Annotated in this window: 15 protein-coding genes; 8 read left to right on the top strand and 7 right to left on the bottom strand. The window is 55.1% G+C overall.

Annotated elements, in window-relative coordinates; genetic code table 11:
• Nucleotides 1-38: 38 nt before the first annotated feature.
• From pssA to trxC, 4 genes are all read right to left on the bottom strand, one after another.
• Entirely contained in the window at nt 39-1,394 is a 1,356-nt protein-coding gene (gene pssA, locus MKleb_RS20645) for a CDP-diacylglycerol--serine O-phosphatidyltransferase (RefSeq protein WP_014230410.1), read from the bottom strand.
• 93 nt (nt 1,395-1,487) lie between these two features.
• The gene (locus MKleb_RS20640; protein WP_025106576.1) at nt 1,488-4,166 is read right to left on the bottom strand and encodes a bifunctional acetate--CoA ligase family protein/GNAT family N-acetyltransferase; all 2,679 of its coding nucleotides are present in this window, start codon (nt 4,164-4,166) and stop codon (nt 1,488-1,490) included.
• A gap of 35 nt (nt 4,167-4,201) precedes the next feature.
• Nucleotides 4,202-4,900, bottom strand: a complete 699-nt coding sequence (locus MKleb_RS20635; protein ID WP_025106577.1) for a tRNA-uridine aminocarboxypropyltransferase — start codon at nt 4,898-4,900, stop codon at nt 4,202-4,204.
• Between the two features lie 69 nt (nt 4,901-4,969).
• The gene (trxC, locus tag MKleb_RS20630) at nt 4,970-5,395 is read right to left on the bottom strand and encodes a thioredoxin TrxC (RefSeq protein WP_004104599.1); all 426 of its coding nucleotides are present in this window, start codon (nt 5,393-5,395) and stop codon (nt 4,970-4,972) included.
• Between the two features lie 203 nt (nt 5,396-5,598).
• Here trxC and MKleb_RS20625 point away from each other — a divergent pair, with 203 nt between their 5' ends.
• Nucleotides 5,599-6,672, top strand: a complete 1,074-nt coding sequence (locus MKleb_RS20625) for a tRNA/rRNA methyltransferase (protein WP_004123719.1) — start codon at nt 5,599-5,601, stop codon at nt 6,670-6,672.
• A 55-nt stretch (nt 6,673-6,727) separates the two neighbouring features.
• Here the strand turns inward: MKleb_RS20625 and ung are convergent, their stop codons facing one another.
• The gene (gene ung, locus MKleb_RS20620) at nt 6,728-7,417 is read right to left on the bottom strand and encodes a uracil-DNA glycosylase (protein WP_025106578.1); all 690 of its coding nucleotides are present in this window, start codon (nt 7,415-7,417) and stop codon (nt 6,728-6,730) included.
• 311 nt (nt 7,418-7,728) lie between these two features.
• On the opposite strand from ung, the gene grcA reads away from it, so the two are divergent.
• Nucleotides 7,729-8,112 (top strand): autonomous glycyl radical cofactor GrcA, encoded by a 384-nt coding sequence (gene grcA, locus MKleb_RS20615; RefSeq protein ID WP_004104596.1) that lies wholly within the window; start codon nt 7,729-7,731, stop codon nt 8,110-8,112.
• 45 nt (nt 8,113-8,157) lie between these two features.
• Here grcA and srmB read toward each other — a convergent pair whose 3' ends face one another.
• Nucleotides 8,158-9,489 (bottom strand): ATP-dependent RNA helicase SrmB, encoded by a 1,332-nt coding sequence (gene srmB / locus MKleb_RS20610; RefSeq protein WP_004853282.1) that lies wholly within the window; start codon nt 9,487-9,489, stop codon nt 8,158-8,160.
• A gap of 132 nt (nt 9,490-9,621) precedes the next feature.
• Here srmB and trmN point away from each other — a divergent pair, with 132 nt between their 5' ends.
• Nucleotides 9,622-10,362: a tRNA(1)(Val) (adenine(37)-N(6))-methyltransferase TrmN gene (gene trmN / locus MKleb_RS20605; RefSeq protein WP_014839225.1), complete on the top strand. Its 741-nt coding sequence runs from the start codon at nt 9,622-9,624 to the stop codon at nt 10,360-10,362.
• Here the strand turns inward: trmN and nadB are convergent.
• Nucleotides 10,347-11,966 carry an L-aspartate oxidase gene (gene nadB, locus MKleb_RS20600; protein WP_004853280.1) on the bottom strand — a complete coding sequence of 540 codons (1,620 nt, stop codon included), beginning with the start codon at nt 11,964-11,966 and terminating at the stop codon, nt 10,347-10,349. The two genes, trmN and nadB, sit on opposite strands and share 16 nt — an antisense overlap.
• Nucleotides 11,967-12,390: 424 nt before the next feature.
• Between nadB and rpoE the strand changes: the two genes are divergently transcribed.
• The 5 genes from rpoE to lepA all read left to right on the top strand — a co-directional run bounded on the left by rpoE (nt 12,391) and on the right by lepA (nt 17,066).
• Nucleotides 12,391-12,966, top strand: a complete 576-nt coding sequence (gene rpoE / locus MKleb_RS20595) for an RNA polymerase sigma factor RpoE (protein WP_004104583.1) — start codon at nt 12,391-12,393, stop codon at nt 12,964-12,966.
• Nucleotides 12,967-12,998: 32 nt separating this feature from the next.
• Entirely contained in the window at nt 12,999-13,649 is a 651-nt protein-coding gene (gene rseA, locus MKleb_RS20590; RefSeq protein ID WP_004853279.1) for an anti-sigma-E factor RseA, read from the top strand.
• Nucleotides 13,649-14,605: a sigma-E factor regulatory protein RseB gene (rseB, locus tag MKleb_RS20585; protein WP_004853278.1), complete on the top strand. Its 957-nt coding sequence runs from the start codon at nt 13,649-13,651 to the stop codon at nt 14,603-14,605. Before rseA ends, rseB begins: the two co-directional genes overlap by 1 nt.
• On the top strand, nt 14,602-15,081 hold the full coding sequence (gene rseC, locus MKleb_RS20580) for a SoxR-reducing system protein RseC (protein ID WP_025106579.1): 480 nt from the start codon (nt 14,602-14,604) through the stop codon (nt 15,079-15,081). Before rseB ends, rseC begins: the two co-directional genes overlap by 4 nt.
• A 185-nt stretch (nt 15,082-15,266) precedes the next feature.
• Nucleotides 15,267-17,066 carry a translation elongation factor 4 gene (gene lepA, locus MKleb_RS20575; RefSeq protein WP_025106580.1) on the top strand — a complete coding sequence of 600 codons (1,800 nt, stop codon included), beginning with the start codon at nt 15,267-15,269 and terminating at the stop codon, nt 17,064-17,066.

Raw genomic sequence — 17,066 nt, 5'->3', positions numbered from 1 at the left:
CTAATTCCAGAAAAAGCCCCGCAGGGCGGGGCGTGAATTCAGAGAATACGGCTGATAAGGCGGTCGATTCGGATACGTCGCAGACGCCTGATCAGTTTGCGTACCTTTATCGGGTAATCGGCAATACTTTGTAGATCGCGATAGTGCTGAACGATCGTAGTATGTTTGCGGATGAGATTGAGCTCTTTTTCACGCATTGCGCCGAGCTGGTGTTTTGGATCGTGGATAAGTATCGCGTTTTCCAAATCCAGCCGCCATGCGCGCGGGTTCAGGTTATTGCCGGTCAGCAGCATCCATTCGTCATCAACCCACATGCCTTTCAGGTGGTAGCTGTTATCGTCGTCCTTCCATAAACGGACAATCAGCTGATCGGTATTGACATAATACTGCAGTCGGCTCAGGAAGCGTCGCAGATTGATTTCGTAAAGATAGGGCAGCGCTCCGATAATTTTAAACGGCTGATCTTCCGGAATATAGAAATCATTAGCGGTTTTATCACCAACGATAATTTCGACTTTCTTCCCGCTACGCAGCAGCTGGATGATATTACGTACCAGCAGAGCGGGCAGGTTGAAATAGGGGGTGCAGATAGTCAGCTTATGCTCAGCGCAGGGCATCAGATGAAAAATGGTTTTATTCAGCAGACTCGTCTTCCCGAGGCCCACTAACGGAGTGACCGACAGCTGGTCATCGTCAGCATTGCCGATAAAATGATAGCTGCTATCGCGGAGCTCCTGGCGATACTGGCGGATGTCATTTTTGATTTCCGGACTTTTTGGCCGATCGGCCCTGTCAAGGCGGTTAACGCCACGCCCTTGCACCAGGTTATTCTCAACCCAGTCGAACATCACATCAGCCATTTTACCGTTGCGAATGCACTGGTAGCGGTCGTAGCGATACTTATCGTGTTGATGCAGGTAAACATCATTCAGACTGGCGCCGCTGTAGAGAACGCTGTCATCAATGATAAAACCTTTGAAGTGGAGGACGCCGAGCGCTTCCCGGGTATTGACCGGAACGCCATAAACCGGGATATCGACACCGGGATTTTCCTGCGCCATGCGGCAGTACCAGTCGGCATTGGTGTTTGACGCCGCGACGCCAATACGCCCGCGCTGGGCGCGATGCCAGTCGACCAACACCTGAACATCTAATTCGGGACGCTGACGCTTAGCGTCATAGAGCGCCTGCAAAATTCCTTTGCCGCCATCATCCTGTTCCAGATAAAGCGCAATGATACAAATACGCTGGGTGGCTTGAGCTATCCTGGCCAGTAACGCTTGCCGAAAATCTGCCGGAGCGTAAAAGAACTCGATATCATCAACTGACTGAGAAAGCTTAGGGAGTTGGGCAAGGTGTTGTTGATGTTTATTGCGTTTAAATTTTGACAACATCACAGTGCGTTTCTTCTCTGTTTATTGAAGGGTCTTCTGTACCATGCAGACGACGTAAGCGGGCAATAATACCATTACTACCCGTTAAAGTAGTCAACAATTGCGGCCAGCCGTTTGTAATTGCTCAGGTACAAGATGTAGAGACAAACTGACAATTCCATCTTCAAGCTGAATATCAACCGAGAATCCTAGCTTTCTGGCGAGTCCGATCATGCCTTTATTATTCGGCATGGTAATGCCATTCAAACGCTGCAGGCCGTGGTTTTGCGTGTAGACAATCAGCTTTTCCAGGAGCTTGCGGCCTAACCCCATACCCTTCAGGTCGGAGCGCACCAGTACAGCAAACTCGGCATCGATATTATCCGGATCGGAGATCGCTCGCGTTACGCCGAGGATCTCGTTCCCCTCGGCGGTGGTGCGCACAGCAACAAAGGCCATTTCTCGATCGTAGTCGATCTGCGTCATATTGGCTAAATCATCATGAGTAAATTCGTTGATTTCGCTGAAGTAACGATAATAAAGATCTTCTTTCGTGACCTGAGCGATAAAGGCCATAAGCTGCGGCTCATCTTCCGGGAGGATGGGACGGAAAAGACAGCGTTCACCATTCTTCATCACCACCCACTCCTCCTGCTGCTGAGGGTAAGGGCGTATGGCCAGGCGACTTTCACTATCGCCGGTAAACGGTGCGAGAGTTAACGTGACATCAAGCGCGGTAAACTCGTGGCCGGAAGCCAGAAGAGGATGAATATCCAGGCGCTGTATTTCCGGACAGTCGACGATCAAATTCGATACCTGTACCAGAAGCTGGCTCAGGCCAGGAATATCGAGAGGGCGCAGCGCGCTGCGGCCGCGCACTTTTTTACTTTTGATGGCCTGGATAACCAGATAGCGCGCAAGGTTCATATTCAGCGGCGGGAGCGCGACGGCGGCCTGATCCTCAGCCCGCCATTCGACGCCGCCTTCCCCCAGCATGATCAGCGGCCCAAAAACCGGATCGTGCTCAACGACAACCCGCAGCTCCTGTGCCCCGGCGCGATTAGCCATGCTTTGCACCAGCAGCCCGTGAATACGCGCCTGAGGCCAGGTCATTTTGACGCGATCTATAATCGCGTCCGCGGCCTGCTGTACCTCGGTAGCCGTGCGCAGATAAAGCATAACCCCCTGAACTTCCGACTTGTGCGGAATATCAGGCGAGCGCAGCTTCAGAGCGACGGGGTAGCCAATCTGCTCGGCAATATGTACAGCCTCGGCGCTATCAGCGGCAATCCACGTCGGCAGGGTATGAATACCGTAAGCGTGCAGAACGGGGCTCACTTCATGGGTATCCAGCGACGTTGCGCCTTCATTCATTGCCCGTTGCAGCAGGTTGTACGCTTCGGCAGCGTTAGTGGTTAACGAATCTGACAGGACCGGGGTTTCCCTGAGCTGTTTCTGGTTACGCCGGTACTCCACCATGTGCATAAAAGCGGTAATGGTTCCTTCAGGCGTTCGATAGGTCGGCAGCCCCGCATCGCTAAACAGGCGCCGGGCTTCTTGTGAAGAGAACTCACCGCACCAGTTGGTAAGAACCGTAACGTATTTGCCGCGCGGGTGGCGCTTCAGGGCGTCAATCAGCGCCAGCGCGCTCTCTGTTCCCGGTGCGGCAGCGCTGGGAGAGTGGATCACCAGCAGCGCATCGTAGTCATGGCTATCCAGCAGTACGTTCAACGCTTTGAGGTAATGCTCGCTGCTGGCGTCATCGCGGAGATCCAGCGGGTTGGCAATATCGATGGTTTCAGGTAATGCCTGACGGAGAGCGCTGCTGGTCTCTTCGCTGAGCGCGGCGAGTTTGCCGTTACGCAGCCAGAGCTCATCCAGCGCCAGCGCAGCCGGAGCGGCGCCGTTGCTGATTATCATCAGTTTCTCGCCGCGCAGCGGGCGCATGTGGCTGAGGGTTTCGACCGCTGAGAACAGCTCGTGCGTGTCCTGTACGCGCAATAAACCTGCGCGCTGAATAGCGGCGTCCCAGGCCGGATCCATGCCAGAGTTGACGTGCAGAAGCTTCTGCGCAGCCGGACTGCGTCCGCTTTTAATCACCAGGATCGGCTTATTACGCGATGCGCTACGGGCCGCAGAGACAAAACGACGGGCATCGCTGAGGTGTTCGAGATAAAGCAAAATGGCGCTGGTTTTACTATCGCGAGCGAGGAAATCAAGCAGGTCATCAACGTCGATGTCCAGACTATCCCCCAGCGCAATAAAGTAAGAAAAACCCATCTCGCGCTGCTGGGCCCAGTCGAGGATGGTATTGGAGACCGCCGCCGATTGCGAAATAAACGCCAGTTTGCCGCGATGAATAGGCACCGGCGAAAAGCTGGCGTTGAGGCCCTGCCACGGCGCAAGCAGGCCAAGGCTGTTAGGGCCGAGCAGACGCATCTGGTAGCGGGAGGCGCATTCAAGCAGCGCGGGATACTGTTCGGGGATGGAGGAGAGAATGATGCAGGTTTTGCACCCTTTTTGCCCCAGCGCTTCCAGCAGCTCAAGATTTCGGCGGGCGTTAGTACAAAGTACGGCGAGATCGGGCGTGAAGGGCAGACTGTCGACGTCAGGCCAGGCCAGTACGCCCTGAACCGCTTTCCACGCTGGCGTTACGGGGAGAACGGGGCCGCTAAATCCGCCCGCCAGCAGGTTGCGCATCATCAGATAACCGGCGCGCTGTGGTTTCATTGATGCGCCAATAACGGCGATCGACTTTGGCCGCAGCAATGCTTCCAGGCCTCGTTGGCTCATACCGGTCTCCTTTGATCCCCAGTGACCGAATGATTTTAAACGTTTTCTGTCAGTTGTGCTGTGATACTGCCCTTATGCTGAGTTTTTCCTGCCAGGTAGCGCGTTCTGAATACGCTGAAGTGCTCGCCAAGGGCCGTGGCTGCGTTTTTATCTCCCGCGAGATCCAGCAGCGCAATCGCGACTTCGGCAGTACAGTATTGGCCTTCTGCGTGAGCTTCCCGCAGGTGATAAGCGGAGATACGCGACAGATCGACGGAAATCATCGGCAGCGCGTCAAGCCAGGGGCTTTTACGGAACATTTTTCGCGCTTCGGGCCAGGTGCCGTCGAGCATAATAAACAGCGGTGGTTTACCCGGGGGCGGTGAATCAAGTACCTGACGCTCCGGGCCAGCATAAGAGGCAGGAAAAACCACCATTGGCTGATATTGCGCGTCGGCGACGAGATCGAGAAGCGCCTGCGGCGGTTCGGTTCGTGACCACTGAAAGGCCTCCGTCTCCGGCAGGATATCGGCAATCAGGCGACCGGTATTGCTGGGCTTCATTGGCTCGGTATCGAACATCACCAGGCAAAAACGGCTGGCGGCGGCAGCCGGCTTGAGGGTGGCGCAGAGGCACTGCTTCAACGGCAGCAAGCAACGCTGGCAGCGGTGGATACGGTTGCCGCGAGCAAGAAAAGGCCGGGTGGCGCGCGCGAGGCGTTCGGCGCGAAGGCGAAGGACGGCGTTATCAGTCATGGGGATCGCTAAGAAAAAACGCCATTGTCGCAGAGGAGAAAACGGGGCACAAGCGGTGCCCCGCGAGGTTTACTGCTGGCCTGCTTCGTTTAGCCAGCTATCGAAAGGTGCTTTAGGTACGGCGCCATTGAGCATGTCGATAACTTCGCCATTTTTAAACATCATAATGGTCGGGATGCTGCGAATGCGGAAGCGAGCGCTCAGTTCACGCTCCATCTCGGTATTCACTTTCACGAAACGCATTTCGCCGCTGCGTTCTTCAGCCACATCTTCAAAGATTGGCGCAAAGTTACGGCAGGGGCCACACCACGGCGCCCAGAAATCAACAACCACGGGCAGATCGTCCTTCAGCAGTTTATCCAGCGTTGCCCCGGTCGCGTTGATCACATCGCCATCAAAAAGATCGTGACCGCAGCGCCCGCATTTCGCGCCATCGGCGCTACGATCGTCGGGGATGCGGTTCAGAGCCTGACAACTGGCACAAACGGTATTCATAACTAACCTCTGGTTATGGGTTGCAGCGCGGCACGTGGCCGATTTGTTTCTGTAATGTTACATATTATCGATGCACCGCGAATAAAGGACAATGAGTTCTATTCAATGAATACGATAGACTCAGGCTTTTAAATGAAATAATGGCTAAGTGATGGCACATCGGGTAATCTGCGCGCTTCGCGCAGCGCAGGTGGAGAAAATGAATGAGCGACGACGAACTGAAAAATAAAAGCGGCAAGGTCAAAGTGATGTATGTCCGCAGTGATGATGATTCTGACCGACGTACCCATAACCCGCGTACCGGGAAGGGCGGGGGACGTCCAGGAAAGTCTCGTGTTGACGGTCGTAACCGCCCTGCGCGCGATGAAAAAGAGAGCCGCGGTGGCGATCGTAAACGTGACGATCGCAAGCGTGAAGGCTTTGGCGGCGAGGGTTCCTCTCCGTGGCGTACCGTATCCCGCGCGCCGGGCGATGAGGCGCCGGTAAAAGCGGATCACGGCGGGATCAGCGGAAAAAGCTTTATCGATCCTGAAGTGCTGCGCCGCCAGCGCGCGGAAGAAACCCGCGTTTATGGTGAAAACGCCTGCCAGGCGCTGTTCCAGAGCCGTCCGGACGCCATCGTTCGCGCCTGGTTTATCCAGAGCGTGACCCCGCGCTTCAAAGAAGCTCTGCGCTGGATGGCGGCGAATCGTAAAGCCTATCACGTGGTCGATGAAGCAGAGCTGGCGAAAGCGTCCGGCACTGAACACCACGGCGGGGTTTGCTTCCTGATTAAAAAGCGCCACGGCACTTCCGTTGAGCAGTGGGTGGCTAAAGCCGACGCTGAAGATTGTGTTCTGGCGCTGGAAGATGTCGGCAACCCGCACAACCTCGGCGCGATTATGCGCAGCTGCGCGCACTTTGGCGTCAAAGGCGTGATTGTGCAGGATGCCGGCGTTATGGAGTCCGGCGCCGCGATTCGTACTGCGGAAGGCGGCGCTGAGCACGTTGAGCCGATTACGGGCGACAGCTTCATCGATACGCTCGAGCGCTTCCGTAAAGCGGGCTACGCGATTGTTTCTACTTCCAGCCATAACGGGACTCCGCTGTTCAAAGCCGAGCTGCCGAAGAAAATGGTGCTGGTGTTAGGGCAGGAGAGTGACGGTCTTTCTGACGCCGCTATCTCCAGCGCCGATCTGAACATCGCGATTGAAGGCACCGGCAACGTTGAAAGCCTGAACGTGTCCGTAGCAACCGGCGTGCTGCTGGCTGAATGGTGGCGGCAGAACAAGGCGTAACACCTTGTCTCAGAGTCAAAATGCCAGCGTAATGCTGGCATTTTCATTTTCAGAGCTATTCGCTTTCAGCCGGTAGCCTGGGCAGCCAGTCAATGGGCGCTTCGCCGCGTTCGGTCAGCCACTGATTCGCCTGCACGAAATGATTACTGCCAAAGAACCCGCGGTGGGCGGAGAGGGGCGACGGGTGCGGCGCTTTGAGCACGCAGTGGCGCTGGCGATCGATTATCGCGCCTTTCTTCTGCGCATGCGAACCCCACAGCAGAAAGACGACGCCTTCCCGATGCTGGTTAATCAGCGAAATGACTTTATCGGTAAAAGTTTCCCAACCGAGGCTGGCGTGAGAGTGCGCTTGTCCGGCACGTACCGTTAATACGGTATTGAGCAGCAACACGCCCTGGCGCGCCCAGCTTTCGAGATAACCGTGAGTCGGGCGCTGAAAGCCTGGTATCGTCCCTTCCAGTTCCTTGTACATATTCAGCAGCGATGGCGGGATCTGAATGCCCGGTAGAACCGAGAAGGCGAGGCCGTGCGCCTGCCCTGGTCCATGGTAAGGATCCTGGCCGAGAATCACCACTTTAACGTCGCTTAGCTCAGTATAACGAAACGCGTTAAAGACATCTTTTTGCGGGGGATAGATGGTGATTCCCGATTGCCGCTCGTCAGCAACGGTTTTCAGGGTATAAACAAAATAGGGTTGCTGCTTCTCTTCTGCCAGCACGTCATGCCAGGTTAATGGGGCGGTCATTTTGCTCTCCTGCAAAGTGTCATTGCCATAGCTTAACTGCATCTTTCAACATCACAAAATTTGCCCCACGCGATTGACGCTCTTTATGCAAAAAAAATTGAAAACTTACAAATTTATTTGGTAGGTGGCATGGCGTAACTTGATGTAAAACAATAATATCCGCCTATGACCACTTTTGTGATGTGGTTTTTGTTGATTTAAATCAAAGAATGCCGGGTGTACGGCTGATATATATACACTCATAGAACAATGGTTTTACCAATTGGCCGCGAAGGCCAATAATCGAACAAACCCTGCCTGGGAGGCATAAAATGATTACTGGTATCCAAATTACTAAAGCTGCAAACGACGACCTGCTGAACTCTTTCTGGCTGCTGGATAGCGAAAAAGGCGAAGCCCGCTGCCTGTGCGCGAAAGCCGGTTTTGCTGAAGATGACGTGGTTGCAGTGAGCAATCTGGGTGAAATCGAATACCGTGAAATCCCGGTAGACGTGAAGCCTGAAGTCCGCGTTGAAGGCGGTCAGCACCTGAACGTTAACGTGCTGCGTCGCGAAACTCTGCTGGACGCGGTTGAACATCCGGAAAAATACCCGCAGCTGACCATTCGCGTGTCTGGCTATGCGGTACGCTTTAACTCTCTGACTCCGGAACAGCAGCGCGACGTTATCGCCCGTACTTTTACTGAAAGCCTGTAAGATTCCGTTTTAATGTGAAAACGCCGGGATATCCCGGCGTTTTTTTTACTCTTCGTTTGACTTCTGCGGAGCATCCGCTGCGCTTGGTTTACGACGCTTACCAATGTTTTTGGTATCGCGATGGCGTTTTTTCACGCGCGGTTTCTCTTTTTCTTTCTCTTTCTTCTCTGCACGCTTGGCTAAAACCTTCTTGGAAGGTTTACCGGTTTGCTTCTCGCTGGGTGCGCGAGTGGTCGGGCGCAGTTCATCGATGACGCGGGCTTTTAACGGCTCTTCAATATAGCGGCCAATTTTACCCAGCAGCAGATGGTCGTGGGCTTCGACCAGAGAGATGGCCGTTCCCTTTTTACCCGCGCGTCCGGTACGACCGATACGGTGCAGATAGATGTCGGCCGTGCGCGGCAAGTCGAAGTTGAAAACGTGACTGACGTCCGCGATGTCGATCCCGCGCGCGGCAACGTCGGTGGCGATTAACACGTTAATACGGCCATCGGTCAGGCGGCTAATCGCTTCATTACGTTTTGCCTGTACCATCTCGCCTTCCAGCCAGCAGGTGTTGATACCCGCTTCACGCAGCCAGCCCGCCAGCTCATGCACGCGCTCGCGCTTACGGACGAAGACGATAGAACGCGTCGCTTCCGGCTGCTTTAGCAGATGGACCAGCAGCGCGGTCTTATGCTTGACGTCATCGGCGCGGTAATACCACTGGTGAATCTTTTTACGCTCGCGGGTGGAGGGAGTCGCAGAGACTTCCACCGGTTCTTCCAGCAGACGCTCAGCAAAATCTTTAATGGCGTCACCTTCGAGGGTGGCGGAGAACAGCATGGTCTGCTTACGCCAGCGGGTTTCACCGGCAATGTGTTCGATATCCTGCGCGAAGCCCATGTCCAGCATGCGGTCCGCTTCATCAAGGATCAGCGTTTCAACGGCGCGGCAATCAAAGTTTTCTTCTTTAATATATTGCAGCAGGCGACCGGTCGTGGCGACCACGATGTCCTGGTTTTCGCTGAACACTTCGGCATGGTTCATATAGGCGACACCGCCGGTGATCGTGGCGATATCCAGATGAGTATGTTTTGCCAGCTCACGCGCATGGTCGGCAACCTGCATCGCCAGTTCGCGCGTGGGGGTCAGGATAAGAATGCGCGGCGGACCAGACTTCTTGCGCGGAAAATCGAGCAGATGCTGCAACGCTGGCAGGAGATACGCCGCCGTTTTACCGGTGCCGGTCGGGGCTGAACCGAGAATATCACGGCCATCAAGCGCAGGCGGAATAGCGGCGGCCTGAATGGCTGTCGGGCGTGTGAAACCTTTATCCTGGAGGGCGTCCAGCAGGTTTTCGTCGAGTTCAAGTTCGGAAAAAGTCGTTACAGTCATGATCTACCTCTGAGTGGACCGCCGATTATAGACGTTACGGACGCAATGTTCATCTGTTTGTAAGGCTATCTGTTCTCCGGTATTGTGCATAGCCTTAAGCTCAGGAGTTTTTTGCCCGCAAGGTTATCGAGGATGTCCCAGTCGAAGTTCGCGCTGCCGCGCAATGGTTTTACGTTTAAGCAGTTTTTTGTCGCCCACGATCGCTGTGCGATGAAAGTGGGTACCGACGGCATTTTACTCGGCGCATGGGCCCCCATCGCTCAGGTTAAGCGCGTGCTGGATATCGGCGCGGGCAGCGGTCTGTTAGCGCTGATGCTCGCGCAGCGAACCGGCGAGGCGGTCATCGTGGATGCCGTGGAGCTGGATGAAGAAGCGGCAGAACAGGCGCGAGAAAACGCCGCGGATTCTCCCTGGGCCGAGCGCCTGCAGATTCATCAGGCGGATATTCAGCAATGGCAGCCGCAGCAAACCCGGCGCTATGAGCTGATTGTCAGCAATCCGCCTTTTTTCGCTGAAGGTGTACCTTGCGCCACCTCGCAGCGCGAGCAGGCTCGCTATACCTCCTCCCTCGATCACGCAACATTATTAACCTGCGCCGCCGAGCTTATTACGGAGGAGGGGTTTTTCTGCGTCGTGCTTCCGGTCGACATTGGTAACGCCTTTGTGCAGCGGGCGCAGAATATGGGCTGGCATCTGCGTCTGCGTACCGACGTGGCGGAAACGGAAGTGCGCCCGCCGCATCGGGTTCTGTTGGCTTTTTCGCCGACGGCGGGGGAGGAGTGCTTTAGCGACAGATTGGTCATCCGTGGGCCAGAGCAGCAGTATTCCGAAGGATTTACCGCTCTGACCCAGGACTTTTATCTTTTTATGTGAGCCAGCGGCGAGAGCACCGACGGCCCGCTCTCCGGCAACTGGTCAGGATAGTCCAGCGTATAGTGAAGCCCGCGGCTCTCTTTACGCAGCATGGCGCAGCGCACAATCAGCTCGGCAACCTGCACCAGGTTTCGCAGCTCCAGTAAATTATTGGAGACGCGGAAGCGGGCGTAGTATTCGTCCAGCTCCTGCTGCAGCATAGTAATGCGGCGCAGGGCGCGCTCAAGACGGCGGGTGGTGCGCACGATGCCGACATAATCCCACATCAGCAAGCGCAGCTCATGCCAGTTGTGCTGAATCACGACCAGTTCATCAGGTATTTCAACCTGGCTTTCGTCCCATGATGGCAGTTCATTGACCGCCTGCGCGAACGGCAGACGCTTAACGATATCTTCGGCGGCGGACCACCCGTAGACGAGGCACTCAAGCAATGAGTTTGATGCCATCCGGTTAGCGCCGTGTAATCCGGTATAGCTTACTTCGCCGATGGCATACAGCCCGTCGACGTCGGTGCGCCCGTGATCGTCAACCATGACGCCGCCGCAGGTGTAGTGCGCGGCAGGAACCACGGGCACCGCTTCTTTTGTCAGATCGATGCCCAGCCCCAGCAGCTTCTCGTAGATCATCGGGAAGTGGTGGCGAATAAATTCTGCCGGTTTATGGCTGATATCCAGATACATGCAGTCAGCGCCAAGGCGCTTCATCTCATGATCGATGGCTCTGGCGACGATATCGCGCGGAGCCAGCTCGCCGCGCTCGTCAAAGTCCGGCATAAACCGCGTGCCGTCAGGGCGTTTCAACAGCGCGCCCTCGCCGCGCAGCGCTTCCGTCAGCAGGAAGTTGCGCGCTTGCGGATGGTACAGCGCGGTTGGGTGGAACTGATTAAATTCGAGGTTGGCGACCCGGCAGCCGGCACGCCAGGCCATCGCGATACCATCGCCGGAAGAGACATCAGGATTCGTCGTATATTGATAAACTTTAGCCGCGCCGCCGGTAGCCAGCACCACGGCCTTTGCGCTACAGGTTTCAACCGCTTCTTTATTACGATTCCAGATCCACGCGCCCACCACCCGGCGCGTGCCGGGCAGGCCGATTTTATCGGAGATAATAAGGTCAACGGCGTTACTGCGTTCCAGTATGCGGATATTTGGGTGGGCCAGCGCCTGGCTCACCAGGGTAGTCTCAACGGCTTTACCGGTCGCATCGGCGGCGTGGAGAATTCTGCGGTGGCTGTGACCTCCCTCGCGGGTCAGATGGTAGCTCTCTTCGCCGTTCGCCTGAACCTGAGTATCAAACAGCACGCCCTGATCGATTAGCCACTGAACGCAGGGTTTGGCGTTGCTCGCCACGAATGAGACCGCATGGCGATCGCAAAGACCCGCTCCGGCTATCAACGTATCCTCGATGTGCGATTCAACGCTATCGGTTTCATCAAATACGGCGGCAATACCGCCCTGAGCGTAGAAAGTAGAACCTTCACTGATAGGGCCTTTGCTGAGAACCGTGACCGCGCAGCGTTCCGCCAGGCGTAAGGCAAGGGATAATCCGGCAGCGCCGCTGCCAATAATCAGCACATCACAGGAGGAATCGGAAGTTGTTTTCATGGCCTTTGTTTAATTTACTAAACACAATAAGCGAACAATAGCACCAGCCAGCGAGAAGTCGTACATTTTTTTTACTCAGCGTTGCGAGGACTAAACATAGCGGCGTAATGAGGCGGGCTGTAAATGGAAAAAAGGTTTTGCGAAGCGGCTCGTGAGCTTCAGATTTTATAGTGAAATAAAAGCCGGGTTACGTTACCCTTCTGGCGGGTCTTGCGCTTTTTCTTATTATCTTACATATCGTTTAGCAACCGGGACATATAATGAGAGATAACAATCCGTCAGCCGGTGCCGGACGAAAAACAAAGGCGTAACGGAACTTTATTGTTTTCAGACACTCCAACCCTCTGCTTGCTCACTTGATGCAGTAATTGGGTGGTGTTTTTGAATACGCATGGGAATTGGGTTTGGGGAGACATTACCTCGGATGAGCGAGCAGTTAACGGATCAGGTCCTCGTTGAACGGGTCCAGAAAGGAGATCAGAAAGCATTTAACCTGCTGGTGGTGCGCTATCAGCATAAGGTTGCAAGTCTGGTCTCCCGCTACGTGCCGCCGGGCGATATCGCTGACGTTGTTCAGGAATCGTTCGTTAAAGCATGGCGTGCGCTGGATTCTTTCCGGGGGGATAGCGCTTTTTACACCTGGTTATATCGCATCGCCGTAAACACGGCGAAGAATTATCTTGTTGCTCAGGGACGCCGTCCGCCATCCAGCGATGTTGATGCGAATGATGCTGAAAACTTCGAAAGTGGCGGGGCATTGAAAGAAATTTCGAACCCTGAGAACTTAATGTTGTCAGAAGAGCTGAGACAAATAGTTTTTCGTACCATTGAATCGCTTCCGGAAGATTTACGCATGGCAATTACCTTGCGGGAGCTGGATGGCATGAGCTATGAAGAAATAGCCGCCATCATGGATTGTCCGGTGGGCACAGTGCGTTCGCGCATCTTCCGGGCGCGAGAAGCTATTGATAATAAAGTTCAACCGCTAATCAGGCGTTGACGATAGCGGAATACTGGAAAAGGGTATCAGGCATGCAGAAAGAAAAACTTTCGGCCTTAATGGATGGTGAAACGCTGGATAACGAACTGCTCAACGAGCTGGAGCGTTCATCTGAAATGCAAAAAACCTGGGAGAGCTACCATCTCATCCGCGATACGCTGCGAGGCGATACGAGTGAGGTGCTCCATTTTGATATCTCAGCTCGCGTCATGGCCGCCATTGAAAACGAGCCCGTTCGTCAGACGGTTCCTCTAATTCCTGAATCTCAGCCCGCACCGCACCAGTGGCGTCAGATGCCTTTCTGGCAAAAAGTACGCCCGTGGGCCAGCTCGCTTACCCAGATGGGCGTTGCCGCGTGCGTATCCCTTGCTGTGATTGTCGGCGTTCAGCAGTATAATGGCCAGTCTGATTCATCCCAGCAGCCAGAGGCGCCGGTGTTTAACACCATGCCGATGATGGGTAAGGCCAGCCCGGTCAGCCTGGGCGTGCCGGCGGATGCTTCGGCAGGTAGCGGTCAGCAGGCTCAGGTGCAGGAACAGCGCCGCAGAATTAATGCTATGCTGCAGGACTATGAATTGCAGCGTCGCCTGCATGCGGAACAGCTTCAGTTTGGCCAGGCCCAGACTCAGCAAGCCGCTGTTCAGGTGCCGGGCTATCAAACTTTAGGAACACAATCGCAGTAATGAAGCAACTTTGGTGTGCCATGTCGCTCATGGCAGGCAGCCTGTTCTTCTCCGTCAACGCCTCGGCTGATACATCGTCCGGGGCGTTGTTGCAGCAGATGAACCTGGCCAGCCAGTCCCTTAATTACGAGCTCTCTTTCGTCAGCATCAACAAGCAGGGTGTTGAGTCGCTGCGTTATCGACACGCTAAACTAAACAATCGCACCCTGGCACAGCTGCTCCAGCTTGACGGGCCGCGTCGGGAAGTGGTGCTGCGCGGAACGGAAATCAGCTATTTTGAGCCCGGACTCGATCCTTTCACCCTGAACGGCGACTATATCGTTGATTCGCTGCCTTCATTGGTCTACTCCGACTTTAAACGTCTGTCATCCTATTACGACTTCATTTCCGTGGGGCGGACGCGTATTGCCGATCGTTTATGCGATGTTGTGCGCGTCGTGGCTCGCGATGGCACCCGCTATAGCTATATCGCATGGTTAGATGCTGAAACTAAGCTGCCTCTGCGCGTTGATCTGCTTGATCGCGACGGCGAAACGCTTGAGCAGTTCCGCGTCGTCTCGTTCAACGTTGGCGATAACGTTAGCGCCAGTATGGAAACCCTGTCTAAGGCTAACCTGCCTCCGCAGCTGTCGGTGCCGGAAGGGGGCAATAAGGCCAACTTTAACTGGGCGCCAACCTGGCTGCCGCAGGGCGTGGCCGAAGTCTCCAGCAGCCAGCGTCGTCTGCCCACTTTCGATGGCCCGGTAGAGTCCCGTTTGTATTCCGACGGGCTGTTTAGTTTCTCTGTCAATATCAATCGCGCCACGGCAAATAGCAGCGATCAGCTGCTGCGTACCGGCCGTCGTACCGTGGCGACTACCGTGCGTGATAACGCAGAGATAACCATCGTTGGCGAGCTGCCGCCGCAAACGGCGAAGCGTATTTCCGATAGTATTAAATTCAGGGCAGTACAATGATTAAAGAGTGGGCGACGGTCGTTTCCTGGCAAAATGGCGTTGCGCTGGTGCACTGCGATGTGAAAGCCTCCTGCAGCAGCTGTGCTTCTCGCGCCGGTTGCGGAAGCCGGGTGCTGAATAAGCTTGGGCCGCAAACCAGCCATACCCTTAGCGTCCCCTGCGAACAGCCGCTGTCGGCCGGGCAAAAAGTCGAACTGGGCATTGCCGAAAGCAGCCTGCTCGGGTCGGCGGTATTGGTTTATATGGCGCCGTTAGTCGGTTTGTTCTTGATGGCATCGATATTCCAGGTGCTGTTTGCCAACGACTTTGCCTCGCTTTGCGGGGCAATTTTGGGCGGCGTTGGCGGGTTTCTGGTCGCTCGCGGTCTTTCGCCTGGCTTAGCCTCCCGGCAGTCGTGGCAGCCGGTTATTATCAGCGTCGGTTTACCGCCAGATTTAGTCCGCATCGAGACGCCTTCCTCCCAGCTGGGTCAGTGATTTCACTGGCCCTTATCTTTATTTACAACTCCCGCAAGAACTCATCGTTTACTCCGGTTATGCTAGCGGTAAGAGCATTTCCTGGTTTCGTGGATGTAGTGTAGAATGCGGCGTTTTCGGATTAAAAAACGTCAGGCACAGAACAGCGGCCTCATGATTCGCGTAAGGCATAATTAACTCTAAATATGAAGAATATACGTAACTTTTCCATCATCGCTCACATCGACCACGGTAAGTCGACATTGTCTGACCGTATTATCCAGATTTGCGGTGGCCTTTCCGATCGTGAAATGGCAGCCCAGGTTCTGGACTCCATGGATCTTGAACGTGAGCGCGGTATCACTATCAAGGCGCAGAGCGTCACCCTGGATTACAAAGCAACTGATGGCGAAACCTATCAGCTGAACTTTATCGACACCCCCGGCCACGTCGACTTCTCTTATGAAGTTTCTCGTTCGCTTGCCGCCTGTGAAGGCGCTTTGCTGGTGGTTGATGCCGGCCAGGGCGTCGAAGCCCAGACGCTGGCTAACTGCTATACGGCGATGGAAATGGACCTTGAAGTCGTACCGGTCCTGAACAAAATCGACCTGCCCGCAGCCGATCCGGAACGCGTAGCGGAAGAGATTGAAGACATCGTTGGTATTGATGCCACCGATGCGGTGCGCTGTTCAGCGAAGACCGGCGTTGGCGTACCGGACGTGCTGGAGCGCCTGGTGCGCGATATTCCGCCGCCGGAAGGCGATCCGGAAGCGCCGCTGCAGGCTCTGATTATCGACTCCTGGTTTGATAACTACCTCGGTGTCGTTTCTCTGGTGCGTATCAAAAACGGCACCATGCGCAAAGGCGATAAAATTAAGGTGATGAGTACCGGGCTGGTGTATAACGCCGATCGCCTGGGCATCTTCACGCCGAAGCAAGTGGACCGTACCGAGCTGAAATGCGGCGAGGTAGGCTGGCTGGTTTGCGCCATTAAAGACATCCTCGGCGCGCCGGTCGGCGATACGCTGACGCTTGCGCGCAACCCGGCAGATAAAGCACTGCCCGGCTTTAAAAAGGTGAAACCGCAGGTCTATGCCGGCCTGTTCCCGGTCAGCTCCGATGATTATGAAAACTTCCGCGACGCGCTGGGCAAACTGAGCCTCAACGATGCTTCTCTGTTCTATGAACCGGAAAGCTCTACGGCGCTGGGCTTCGGTTTCCGCTGCGGCTTCCTGGGTCTTCTGCATATGGAGATCATCCAGGAGCGCCTGGAGCGTGAATACGATCTGGATCTGATCACCACGGCGCCGACGGTAGTCTATGAAGTCGAAACCACCTCGAAAGAGGTTATCTACGTCGACAGCCCGTCGAAGCTGCCGCCGCTGAACAATATTCAGGAGCTGCGCGAGCCGATCGCGGAGTGTCATATGCTGCTGCCGCAGGAGTTTTTGGGCAACGTCATCACCCTGTGTATCGAAAAGCGCGGCGTACAGACCAACATGGTCTACCACGGCAATCAGGTTGCGCTGACCTATGAAATCCCGATGGCGGAAGTGGTGCTCGACTTCTTCGACCGACTGAAGTCTACCTCCCGCGGCTATGCGTCGCTGGACTACAACTTCAAGCGCTTCCAGGCTTCCAACATGGTGCGTGTGGATGTGTTGATTAACGGCGAGCGTGTGGATGCGCTGGCGCTGATCACGCATAACGACAATGCGCCGTACCGCGGCCGCGAACTGGTAGAGAAGATGAAAGAGCTGATCCCGCGTCAGCAGTTCGATATCGCTATCCAGGCTGCCATCGGCAACCACATCATTGCCCGCTCTACCGTAAAACAGCTGCGTAAAAACGTCCTGGCGAAATGCTATGGCGGCGACGTCAGCCGTAAGAAAAAGCTGCTGCAGAAGCAGAAAGACGGTAAGAAACGCATGAAGCAGGTCGGTAACGTTGAGCTTCCGCAGGAAGCGTTCCTCGCCATTCTGCACGTTGGTAAAGACGGCAAATAA

This window comes from Klebsiella sp. PL-2018, from assembly GCF_019048985.1.
Lineage (GTDB): Bacteria > Pseudomonadota > Gammaproteobacteria > Enterobacterales > Enterobacteriaceae > Klebsiella > Klebsiella michiganensis.
Note: the sequence above shows the minus strand (reverse complement) of the source record. Positions and strands in the feature narration are given on the sequence as shown.

Coding starts and splice junctions, on each gene's coding strand:
- pssA (WP_014230410.1), bottom strand. CDS start 1,394: ATGTTGTCAAAATTTAAACGCAATAAACATCAACAACACCTTGCCCAA.
- MKleb_RS20640 (WP_025106576.1), bottom strand. CDS start 4,166: ATGAGCCAACGAGGCCTGGAAGCATTGCTGCGGCCAAAGTCGATCGCC.
- MKleb_RS20635 (WP_025106577.1), bottom strand. CDS start 4,900: ATGACTGATAACGCCGTCCTTCGCCTTCGCGCCGAACGCCTCGCGCGC.
- trxC (WP_004104599.1), bottom strand. CDS start 5,395: ATGAATACCGTTTGTGCCAGTTGTCAGGCTCTGAACCGCATCCCCGAC.
- MKleb_RS20625 (WP_004123719.1), top strand. CDS start 5,599: ATGAGCGACGACGAACTGAAAAATAAAAGCGGCAAGGTCAAAGTGATG.
- ung (WP_025106578.1), bottom strand. CDS start 7,417: ATGACCGCCCCATTAACCTGGCATGACGTGCTGGCAGAAGAGAAGCAG.
- grcA (WP_004104596.1), top strand. CDS start 7,729: ATGATTACTGGTATCCAAATTACTAAAGCTGCAAACGACGACCTGCTG.
- srmB (WP_004853282.1), bottom strand. CDS start 9,489: ATGACTGTAACGACTTTTTCCGAACTTGAACTCGACGAAAACCTGCTG.
- trmN (WP_014839225.1), top strand. CDS start 9,622: ATGTCCCAGTCGAAGTTCGCGCTGCCGCGCAATGGTTTTACGTTTAAG.
- nadB (WP_004853280.1), bottom strand. CDS start 11,966: ATGAAAACAACTTCCGATTCCTCCTGTGATGTGCTGATTATTGGCAGC.
- rpoE (WP_004104583.1), top strand. CDS start 12,391: ATGAGCGAGCAGTTAACGGATCAGGTCCTCGTTGAACGGGTCCAGAAA.
- rseA (WP_004853279.1), top strand. CDS start 12,999: ATGCAGAAAGAAAAACTTTCGGCCTTAATGGATGGTGAAACGCTGGAT.
- rseB (WP_004853278.1), top strand. CDS start 13,649: ATGAAGCAACTTTGGTGTGCCATGTCGCTCATGGCAGGCAGCCTGTTC.
- rseC (WP_025106579.1), top strand. CDS start 14,602: ATGATTAAAGAGTGGGCGACGGTCGTTTCCTGGCAAAATGGCGTTGCG.
- lepA (WP_025106580.1), top strand. CDS start 15,267: ATGAAGAATATACGTAACTTTTCCATCATCGCTCACATCGACCACGGT.